Annotated in this window: 6 protein-coding genes and 1 riboswitch; of the genes, 5 read left to right on the top strand and 1 reads right to left on the bottom strand. The window is 53.5% G+C overall.

The window, feature by feature from the left end:
• Positions 1 to 299: 299 nt before the first annotated feature.
• Positions 300 to 1,889: a flavin monoamine oxidase family protein gene (locus MKJ04_RS18275; protein ID WP_241643110.1), complete on the bottom strand. Its 1,590-nt coding sequence runs from the start codon at positions 1,887 to 1,889 to the stop codon at positions 300 to 302.
• Between the two features lie 470 nt (positions 1,890 to 2,359).
• On the opposite strand from MKJ04_RS18275, the gene MKJ04_RS18270 reads away from it, so the two are divergent.
• From MKJ04_RS18270 to MKJ04_RS18250, 5 genes are all read left to right on the top strand, one after another.
• Positions 2,360 to 2,911, top strand: coding sequence for a hypothetical protein (locus tag MKJ04_RS18270; protein WP_241643109.1), 552 nt, complete (start codon positions 2,360 to 2,362; stop codon positions 2,909 to 2,911).
• Between the two features lie 41 nt (positions 2,912 to 2,952).
• The gene (locus tag MKJ04_RS18265; RefSeq protein ID WP_241643108.1) at positions 2,953 to 3,174 is read left to right on the top strand and encodes a hypothetical protein; all 222 of its coding nucleotides are present in this window, start codon (positions 2,953 to 2,955) and stop codon (positions 3,172 to 3,174) included.
• 120 nt (positions 3,175 to 3,294) lie between these two features.
• Positions 3,295 to 3,398, top strand: a riboswitch (SAM riboswitch).
• Between the two features lie 358 nt (positions 3,399 to 3,756).
• Positions 3,757 to 4,491: a phosphoadenylyl-sulfate reductase gene (locus tag MKJ04_RS18260; protein WP_241643107.1), complete on the top strand. Its 735-nt coding sequence runs from the start codon at positions 3,757 to 3,759 to the stop codon at positions 4,489 to 4,491.
• Positions 4,492 to 4,581: 90 nt separating this feature from the next.
• Positions 4,582 to 5,490 (top strand): sulfate adenylyltransferase subunit CysD, encoded by a 909-nt coding sequence (cysD, locus tag MKJ04_RS18255; protein ID WP_241643106.1) that lies wholly within the window; start codon positions 4,582 to 4,584, stop codon positions 5,488 to 5,490.
• Between the two features lies 1 nt (position 5,491).
• Positions 5,492 to 6,769 carry a sulfate adenylyltransferase subunit 1 gene (locus tag MKJ04_RS18250; protein ID WP_241643105.1) on the top strand — a complete coding sequence of 426 codons (1,278 nt, stop codon included), beginning with the start codon at positions 5,492 to 5,494 and terminating at the stop codon, positions 6,767 to 6,769.
• Positions 6,770 to 6,834: the final 65 nt, after the last annotated feature.

Raw genomic sequence — 6,834 nt, 5'->3', positions numbered from 1 at the left:
ATGCGGCTCAAAAAACGCTTCGCCAGAACCCTTCCTGAACAATTTTCGCTTCCAAAAACGAAATTTAAACATGCTCTCAGGGGCATGCAGTATACCTTGTGCCGCCCCTCAAAAAAGGAGGCATCAACAAGTAAGCGTTGCGAGTAGGGCTTGCCGTAAAGCCAGTCCCCTGTTTGCTGAAGTAAGCTTGTGCAAGTTGCGGCGTAGGCCGCCGTATGTGTTCGTGCTGTTCGGGCCAAATAAAAGAAGCTTGCGCTTGCTCAGCCTGACGTGTATTGTAATCGGGTAATGGGTATAAACTAGCCTTTCAGCTCAGCCTGTACCTGCTGAGAGCGCATCACACGCTCGTGCAGATCGCTCACCGAGCGCCTGGCCGACTCAAACGCGCCCGCCATCCAGGCTGTGAGGTAGGTGGTGTGCTCCCCGGCAAAATAGACCGGCCCGTCTGGCTGCAGCAGCGCCGGGTAAAACCGCTGCCTCTGGTCTGAGGAGTAGGTGGCAAATGCCCCCTGGCTGTACCGGATCTTGTGCCAGGCAAGCGAGAAAGACGACTCAAACTCCTGCTTATACTGCGGGTGTATCCTGTTTCCCTGCTCCAGGGCCAGTTTCTCGCGATCGGCAAGCGTAAGGTTGCCCACCTTTATGGCTTTGTCCCCAAAGTTGTAGTACCCCACCAGCGTACCTTTCTTCGACAGGAAGCCATTGGAGGGATAAAAAATCTGGTGGATATCCATGTTGGTGCGGGAGATGCCGCCAAACACGTGGTCATCCTCTTCCCAAAACCGCCGCTTAAACTGCAGCCCTATTTTACCTGCCTCATAATACGTCACGCTGTCGATGGCGCGGAGCACAGGCGAAGAGAAATCGGAGGTGATGCCGGAGAGCACAGGGAGCGGGATCGTGCAGATGCAATAGTCTCCTTCCAGCTCCTTCATTTTGCCGTGGCTGTCGGCGTAAACGACACGGGTTCCGTCCGTCGTTTTCCTGATCTCGCGCACCTCGGCTTTATACTGAATATCCTTGCCCACGTGCTTTTCCAGGGCTTTGGCGATCATGTCCATACCCCCAACGGGTTGCATCATGGTCATCTGCTGCTCGTAGATATAATCGCCGATGTTGTAGAAGGAGTGCCCGATCAATCCGGACTTGATGATTTCTGAGAGTTCGTAGGGGTTTGCCAGCTTTCCGGGAGTATCGCCTGCGCCGGGTGGGGAGATATACCCCCGTCGGGGAGTGCCTTTGTAGAGTTTGTCGGGGTCCAGTTCGCCTTCGGCCCGCAGGTACTCGATCAGTATCTCCTTGTCATCCACGGTCATGGGCCTGTCAAGGGCATCCTGGTCGATGGCCTTGGCAAGGAGCTCGCTGGTATAGCCGCGCATGTCGTTATGGATCTCCCGTATCCGGATGCGCTTGTTGGCCAGGGGCCCCGTGCCGTCGTTGTACACAAAACCGGACTCGTTGATGTTGTTGTAGGTTTCCAGTTGCACGCCCAACTCGCGGCAGTAGTGGAGCGAGAGCCCGTGGTGGTGCGGAATGCGGGCGGCTCCTGCGTTAAAATACTGCCCGTCATCAAACTTTGCCCGCTGCGGCTTGCCATCCAGCTCGGTTTCAGTGGTGTTGTTCCGGACGGTCCAGACTCGACCTCCGGCGCGGTCCCTTGCTTCCAGGATGGTGTATTTATATCCCAGCTTTTTCAGCTCATAGGCAGCCGTCATGCCAGCCAGTCCCGCTCCCAGGATGATAACGTGCTTGCCGTTCCCTTTTCCTTCGAGGTTAAAGGCCGCTGCGGGCGCGGCTTTCAGAAGCCCCAGCGCGATCATGGCCGGATAGCTTGAACCAGCCAAAACCGACGCTTTCGAGATAAAATCCCGACGTGATATACCTGTCATAAATGGTACATTATGATTAAAAATTTCTTTTGCGAGGTATTGAGATAAAGCATAGCAAATCAACGTATGTTTGAAAATCTGCTATCAGAAATGACTTATACTTGAAATTTAGTCAATAATTATTACAATCAAAATAAATTCTCATAAAATTTAACCTTATAATTATTCGGGATTCAGAATGACTTATACATACCCAGTATAAATCGTGTTGTTCTTCTGACCGCCCCAGCTCCTGATCGCTTCGTTGGCAGTTTGCAAAAGAAGAAAGCTTTTCAATTTTCACATAACCTTATACTACCTCAAGCCGCTTTATACGCATAAGGGGAAATGGAAGAAGCGATACCTGGGGCTCTCAGTAAAGTGCGCGCTGTAATCCAAAAATCCTGTGGCACCCCTTGCCCCGGCAAAATCATTTTCGCTTCTTTACATAGGGCATGACGCATGCCTTTTCCACACTGGCTTTTTGACACATGCAACTAACTCCTGAATTCAAAACCGCGATAAGCAAGCTGCCCGACTCAGAGAAAGACAAGCTCCTGTTCCGGCTGCTGAAGAAAGACAGCGACCTCTGCCAGCGACTGCAGTTTGAGCTGGTGGAGCAGGGCGACACCTTGCTGGAGCGACGCGAGCAACTGGTAGCCAGCATCAACACCCAGGCCGGGTACGACCCTTACTCGCCGGGATACCTGATGATGGACATGCGCGCCCTGAACGCGGAGATTACCCGGCACGTGAAATACACCAAAGACAAAGAGGGCGAGATACAGCTGACCTTGCTGCTGCTCCGCCGCTTTCTGGAAGAACACGATGCCTTTATCGTGGCTTACCTCTACCGCGCCCAAACCCTGCAGGAGTATCTCGTGAAGCGAACGCAGTTTGTGCTGCAGAAATTGGCCAAGGTGCACGAGGACCTATACATCGAGTATGAGGAGGATGTCAATTACATTCTGCAGCTACTGCACGGACATGTCGCGCCAAAGCAGGCAAGCAAAGCGAAACTGCCGAAGCACTGGCACGAATAACGCCTCGCTGCCTGGCACAGCTTTCTATTGAAGTCTCCCGGTTGAGTTGGGAGTCGGGCGTTTCCCCCGAAAGTCGCAGCCATACCATACCATACCATACCATACCATACCATACCATACCATACCATACCATACCATACCATACCATACCATACCAGGCTATCGCTTATGTGATGCTGCGCAGCGTGCTATACCCTTCGCTTATTGGTATAAGTCAGTTCCATGCTGGCCTTCGGTATGGAGCACGCTGGGCCAGAACCTGAGGCGAAAGGAAGGCTGCTCCGGGAGGGCTCCGGAATTTATTTTCCCTTACATGTTAGGGAGTTGAACAAAAAATACCTTAAATTTGTATTTCGAGTACCAATTGACATAACAGTCAGTAAAATTTATAAAGAAGAGGCGAGAGAATAGGCTCCCTGACCCTCTGGCAACCACCCTACCGGGAAGGTGCCAAATCCTATCCTGCCCCGGCAGGAACATATAAATTTCAGATACAATGCAAACAACAGCTTACACATCGCCTTCTTTCTTCGGTAACACATCGGTTGCCACCTCTTCTGCCCTTGCAGCCCCCCTCCGTATGTCTGCCTGTTGCTGTTGTTGCTGCTGTATGCAGCGCTAAACGGCTAAGTCTCCTTATTTCCAGAATTTAGCCTGTCAGCGTTGATGCTGTACCGGGCACTTCATGCCTTGCCTTTTGCAGCTAATTTCCTTTTTTTTAAAATAAGTGCAACTCGATTGCCTATATTTCAACCAAAGGAACAAAAAATAAAGAAATCTCATTACTTATTGGGTCTATAGGCAACTTATAAGTAATTTTATCCCCAAGTTTTAATATCCCATACATGAGTCAGATATCCGCTTTAGAAACCTCCGCCCTCGACACGAGGGTGCCAGCGTTGCTTCGTGAGCTGGAAGGCAAGAGCATCGTGGAGAGCCTTACGCTGTTGGCTGCTGAGTTTGAGGGCCAGATCGCCTTCTCCTCCAGCCTCGGCATCGAGGATCAGCTCATCACGCATTATATATTTGAGAACAACCTGCCTATCCGCGTTTTTTCGCTGGACACCGGCCGTCTTTTCAACGAGACCTATACCCTGCTGCACAAAACAAACCAGCATTACGGCAAGAACATCGAGGTCTTCTTCCCGCAGCACGAGGCCGTGGAGCGGCTCGTGACCGAGAAAGGAACCCTGAGTTTCTATAACTCCATCGAGAACCGAAAAGAGTGCTGCTACATCCGGAAGGTGGAGCCCCTGAAGCGCGCCTTGCAGGGCGTGAAGCTGTGGGTGACGGGCATCCGGGCAGAGCAGTCGGATGCGCGCCACGATCTGCAGCTGCTGGAGTGGGACCCGGGCTTCCAGACGATCAAGTATAACCCGCTCCTCGACTGGTCTTTTGAGGGAGTGCGCGAGGCCGTGAAGGAACTCCACATCCCCTACAACCCGCTGCACGACAAAGGCTTTGTGAGCATCGGCTGCGCGCCCTGCACCCGGGCCATTGCCGAGGGCGAGGACTTCAGGGCCGGCCGCTGGTGGTGGGAGAGCAACTCCAAAAAAGAATGCGGCCTGCACGCCAGATAATTACGAATTACGGATTCCGAGTTACGAATCAGGAGTTAAAGCATGTTCACTCTTTAACTTTCTAACCTTCTAACTCTCTAACTTATAAAGATGACAAAGAGATATTTAGATTACCTCGACCAGCTGGAGGCGGAAGCTATCCACATCATGCGAGAGGTAGCAGGCCAGTTCCAGAAACCGGCGCTCCTGTTCTCAGGCGGAAAAGACTCCATCACGCTGGTGCGCCTGGCCGAAAAGGCGTTCCGCCCAGGCAAGTTCCCGTTCCCGCTCGTGCACATCGACACGGGCCACAACTTCCCGGAGGCGATCAAGTACCGCGACGAACTGGCTGAGAAGCTGGGCGAGAAGCTGGTGGTGCGCCACGTGGAAGACACCATCAAAAAGCAAAACCTCTCCGAGCCCGTAGGCCGCTACGCCAGCCGCAACGGCCTGCAGACGTATACCCTCCTGGAGACAATAGAGGAGTTTGGCTTTGACTGCTGCATCGGCGGCGCCCGCCGCGACGAGGAGAAGGCCCGCGCCAAGGAGCGGATTTTCTCGGTGCGCGACGAGTTTGGCCAGTGGGACCCAAAACGCCAGCGCCCGGAGCTCTGGAACATCTACAACGGCCGCATCGCCCAGGGCGAGAACGTGCGCGCCTTCCCGATCAGTAACTGGACGGAGCTGGATGTATGGAATTATATCAAGCGCGAGAACATCACCCTGCCAAACATTTACTTCACCCACGAGCGCGAGTGCCTGGTGCGCGACGGCAAGCTGATGGCAACCTCAGACTTTATTTACCGTGAGCCTGAGGACGAGGTGGTGACACGCAAAGTGCGCTTCCGCACCGTGGGCGACATGACCTGTACGGCCGCCGTAGAGTCTGTGGCCTACGACATAGACAGTGTGATTGCTGAGATACTGGATTCGAAAATAAGTGAGCGCGGAGCAACCCGTATAGATGACAAACTGACGGAAACCGCTATGGAAGACCGTAAAAAAGGAGGATATTTTTAAGATGGATATATTACGATTTATTACGGCCGGAAGCGTTGACGACGGAAAAAGCACCCTCATCGGCCGCCTGCTGTTCGACACCAAGCAAATATACCTCGACCAGCTGGAGGCCATTGAAAGCTCTGGCCGCGTAAACGAGGACGGCGAAATGGACCTGTCGCTGCTGACGGACGGCCTGAAGGCCGAGCGCGAGCAGGGCATCACCATCGACGTGGCCTACAAGTATTTCACTACCCCAAAGCGCAAGTTCATCATCGCGGATGCGCCGGGCCACATCCAGTATACCCGCAACATGGTGACGGGTGCCTCTAACTCCAACCTGTCGATCATCCTGGTGGATGCCCGCAACGGGGTGCAGGAGCAAACACGCCGCCATTCCATCATCTCGTCTTTGCTGGGCATCCCGCACCTGGTTATCTGCATCAACAAAATGGACCTGGTGGGGTTTGATGAATCCGTTTACAACCAGATTGTAGAAGACTACAAGCAGTTCTCGAAAAAACTGACGTCTAAAGACATCACGTTTATACCGGTAAGCGCCCTGAAAGGCGACAATATCGTGGACCGCTCTACAGCGATGCCGTGGTATGACGGCCCTAGCCTGCTGGAGCATCTGGAGCAGGTACCCGTTTCGCAGGACTTCAACCTGGAGGATTCCCGCTTCCCGGTGCAGTACGTGATCCGGCCCCATACGCACGAGCACCACGACTACCGTGGCTATGCGGGCAAAGTGATCAGTGGCATCTACCGCAAAGGGGATAAGGTGGTGGTGTTGCCTTCGGGCCAAACCTCTACCATTAAGTCTGTGGAACTAGGCGGCAAGGAGCTGGAAGAAGCCTTTGCCCCGCAATCCGTGGTGCTGCAACTGGAGGACGACGTGGACATTAGCCGCGGCGACGTGATTGTGAAGCAGGAGGAGGAACTGGACGTGACCAAGGAGTTTGAGGCGCTGGTTTGCTGGATGAACGCCAAGGCCCTGAAGCCGGGTGCCAAGCTGCTGCTCCGCCATAACTCCACCGAGACGCGCGCCGTGATCCGGGAGATTCAGTATAAAGTGGATGTGAACACCCTCGACCGGATTGAGGATGTGGACCAGGTGCAGCTGAACGACATTTGCCGCGTGCAGGTACGCACCGCCACGCCGCTGCTGGTAGACCCCTACCTGAAAAACCGCTCCAATGGCGGCTTCATCCTGATCGATGAGACGTCATTTACCACGGTGGGTGCCGGTATGGTTGCCATCGTGTCGCATGAGAGCGAGCTGAATTATATGATTTAAGGCAACGCTTTAGACCATTATAAAAGAGAAAGTGCGCATTTGAGATTGTTCGTGCAGTTGTTGTA

The organism is Pontibacter sp. E15-1 (genome assembly GCF_022601975.1).
Lineage (GTDB): Bacteria > Bacteroidota > Bacteroidia > Cytophagales > Hymenobacteraceae > Pontibacter.
The sequence above is the reverse complement of the archived record's forward strand: the minus strand, read 5'-3'. Positions and strand labels throughout refer to the sequence as shown.

Coding starts and splice junctions, on each gene's coding strand:
- MKJ04_RS18250 (WP_241643105.1), top strand. CDS start 5,492: ATGGATATATTACGATTTATTACGGCCGGAAGCGTTGACGACGGAAAA.
- MKJ04_RS18260 (WP_241643107.1), top strand. CDS start 3,757: ATGAGTCAGATATCCGCTTTAGAAACCTCCGCCCTCGACACGAGGGTG.
- cysD (WP_241643106.1), top strand. CDS start 4,582: ATGACAAAGAGATATTTAGATTACCTCGACCAGCTGGAGGCGGAAGCT.
- MKJ04_RS18275 (WP_241643110.1), bottom strand. CDS start 1,889: ATGACAGGTATATCACGTCGGGATTTTATCTCGAAAGCGTCGGTTTTG.
- MKJ04_RS18270 (WP_241643109.1), top strand. CDS start 2,360: ATGCAACTAACTCCTGAATTCAAAACCGCGATAAGCAAGCTGCCCGAC.